This is a genomic window from Mycobacterium sp., from assembly GCF_035570115.1.
Classification (GTDB): Bacteria; Actinomycetota; Actinomycetes; order Mycobacteriales; family Mycobacteriaceae; genus Mycobacterium.
Genome location: NZ_DATMLH010000225.1, coordinates 1 through 3,162 on the forward strand (window position 1 = coordinate 1; position 3,162 = coordinate 3,162).

The 3,162-nt window shown below is 64.7% G+C and carries 2 protein-coding genes and 1 pseudogene; all 3 read left to right on the top strand.

Features of this window, described 5'->3' with window-relative positions; genetic code table 11:
* Positions 1–774: PilW family protein (locus VNW74_RS20245; RefSeq protein WP_325680066.1), on the top strand; the 774-nt coding region annotated here is incomplete at its 5' end.
* Complete coding sequence (locus tag VNW74_RS20250; protein WP_325680068.1) at positions 771–1,367, top strand: pilus assembly PilX family protein; 597 nt, start codon at positions 771–773, stop codon at positions 1,365–1,367. The genes VNW74_RS20245 and VNW74_RS20250, both read left to right, overlap by 4 nt.
* Positions 1,368–1,378: 11 nt before the next feature.
* Positions 1,379–3,162, top strand: a pseudogene (locus VNW74_RS20255) (hypothetical protein); the annotation flags it as partial.

Below are 3,162 nucleotides of genomic sequence, written 5' to 3' on the forward strand. Positions count from 1 at the left end.
AGCCCTCTCGACCGACTCCAGCGCCGCAAACCGGCCCGCGCCGCGCGCGGCTTCACCTTTGTCGAGATCATGGTCGCCCTTGCCTTGGGATTGTTCCTCATCGGCGGCTTGCTCACGCTGGTGCAGGCGATGCGCCGCACGTCGACGAATCAATCGGGCATGTCGCAGCTGCAGGACAACGAGCGCATGGCGATGCAGCTCATCACGGACGTGGTGCAATCGACGGGCTACTACACCAGTCCGCTCACCAACAGCGCCGCTACGGCGTTTCTGGGCGGGACCTACGGACCCGCGACTTTCATCTCGGCCCAGGCGCTCTTGGGTATTCACACCGCCGGCGTCCCCGACACCATCACGAACCGCTATCAGACCGCCGGAACGACGGCCGGCGACAACGCCATCAACTGCACCGGCAACTCGTCCGCCGCGCCCGCGACGTTCGTGAATCAGATCACGGTGAACACTGCGAGCAACTATCTGACGTGCACGGTCTGGTTGAACGGCGCTCAGCAGCCCCCCGTGTCGCTCGTTCCCGGCATCACCAACATGACCATTCAGTACGGTGTGGAGAGCGGCAACGGCGTGGCCAGCAATTCCGTGGATACCTACCTGACGGCCGATCTGGTTACCGCCGGAACCTACTGGCCGCAAGTGAGATCGGTGCAGGTGACGCTGACGTTCCTGAACCCGATGTCTGCACAGCCGGGACAGCCGGCGACCGTCACCTTCAGCCGGACGATCGCAGTGATGTACAAGACCGGGGTGGCCACGTGATCGCCCTGCGCCTACCACAGCGCGCGCACGCGCGGGGCATGGTGCTGGTGACGGCGCTGTTGATGCTCGTCGTCGTCACCATCCTCGGCCTCGCGATGTTCAGAAGCTTCGGGCTGGATGAAAAGATCGCCGGCAACCTGCGCGAGAAGCAGCGTGCGCTGAGCGCGGCCGAGACGGCCGAGCAGTACGCCGAGTACTGGCTGACGGGCGGCGGCGGCAGCGCCAATGCGCCGCTCACCACCTGCACGGCGCCGGCGCCCGCCAGCGCGCCGACCATCTGCACCAATCCAATCGCGTCGGCCACACAGATACCGGCCGGCGGCGGGTGGTTGGCGAGCGGCAATCCCGTCGGCGTCCCGTACACGCCCCAGGTCACGACCACGAATCTCATGAACGTGCAAACGACGCCGGTGCAGGGCAGCTACTACCAGACGCCGCAATTCTACGTCCAGTGGCTGGGCACGACGGCCAACGGCACGGTCTACCAGATCGATGCCCAAGGCTTCGGCAGCAACGCCGACACGGTGGCCGTAGTCGAGTCGACTTATATCGTGCAGACGAGCGTCAAGAATCTCGCCCCTCCCACTCAATGAGCCCCAAGCCCATGAATACCAAACACCTGTTGATGTACCTCCTGCTGGCGGTCGGCGGCAGCTGGCTACCGCTCGGGACTCCCGCGCTGGCGCTGACGCCGCCGAGCTGCACCAGCACGCAGGTGACGGAGAACTTCACCGGCTATACGAGCAACTGCGCGTGGTACTACTTCGGTGGCGCGTGCTTGACCGCCGGCAACGTTCCCTCCACCGCAACGTCGAGCCCGGGATCCTTGCCGCAATGCTTGAATGATCCCTACTACGGCGGACAAACCCAGGTCGGCGGCAACAGCGGCAATCTCAACACGACTCCCGACACGCCCTACGGCAACCCCACCGCTACGCCGCCGGTTATCGGTGGTGGCGCGCTGCGCTTCACCAACGACGCGAACGCCCAAAGCGGCGCGATCATTTCGAACTTCGCGTTCGCGCTCGCCGCGAACGGGATCCAAGTGAGCTTCACCACCGAGACGTACGAAGGCGACTCGGGCGGCGGCAACCACGACGGCGCGGACGGCATGAGCTTCTTCCTGGTGGACGACAGTTATTTCGAGAGCAACAATCCCGTGACCGGCGCCTCTTACGGTGCGAACAACGGCGGTCCTTACCTCGCCACGCTGGGCGACTGGGGCGGCAGCTTGGGCTACACCTGCTCGAACACGAACAACAGTGCGAATCAGGGCTACGCCGGCATAATTGGCGGCTACATCGGTCTCGGCATCGATGAGTTCGGCAACTTCCTGAACGGCGACGGCCTCACCGCCGGCACGGTCACGTATAACGGCGACAATACCTCGAGCGGCTACGGCTATGTGCCGAATCGCATCGGGCTGCGCGGCGCGGGAGCGACCGCTTGGCCATACCTGAGCCGGTCCCCCGCCACGCAGGCCTACTACCCCGTCGGCCTGAGCGCCGCGGAGCAAGTGGTCGCGGTTCATCAAGCGTGCCAGACCGGCTATGTGTGGGATTACAGTCAGGTCGACCCGGCGGCCGCACCGACCGCCACGGTCACCAACGGCATCGCCAATCCGTACAACGCCAACCCGCTGCCCGCGATCACGCTGAGCAATTACCAGGCGCTCCCGAACGCGTTCAAGGTCCTGACGACCAAGCTCGCGAACGAGGCGGCCCTGTACCGCGGGTATGCGACACCGCAGACCACTGGCCCGCTGTACGGCATTCCGATCACCTACAACCTTTCAATCACGACGGGCGGGTTGTTGAGTCTCTCCTACAGCTTCGCAGGCGGTAACTTTCAGCCGATCATCAGCGGTCAGTGCATCGGGTCGTACAGCGCCGGTGTATGCAGCACCGCATCCATCCCGACGATGGTGCGCTTCGGCTTCGGCGGCTCGACCGGCGGTGACCGCAACATTCACGAGATCATGTGTTTCCAGGCATCGCCGCAGAGCGCTTCGGCGAGCGGCGCGGGCTTGAACCAGAAGCAGACCGCCAAAGTGCAGACGGGTACGCAGGTCTACTTCGCGTTCTACAATGCCAACAACTGGACCGGCGCGATCACTTCGCAGTACCTCGACTCGGCCAACGGCACCTCGCTGCAAATCGATCCCCTCGTGAACTGGGACGGCTCCTGCGTGCTCACCGGCGTGGGTCCGGCGCCCGCGACCTGCGCCACGACCGGCGTGACCGGACCCGTCGCCGCCGAAGATCCCGACAACGGTCGCGTCATCATCACCAGCGCCGCAGGGGTCGGCGTACCGTTCACGTGGGCGTCACTGACAGCGAACGAGCAATCGAATCTGGACGATTACGATCCGGTGTTGGGCTCGAATCC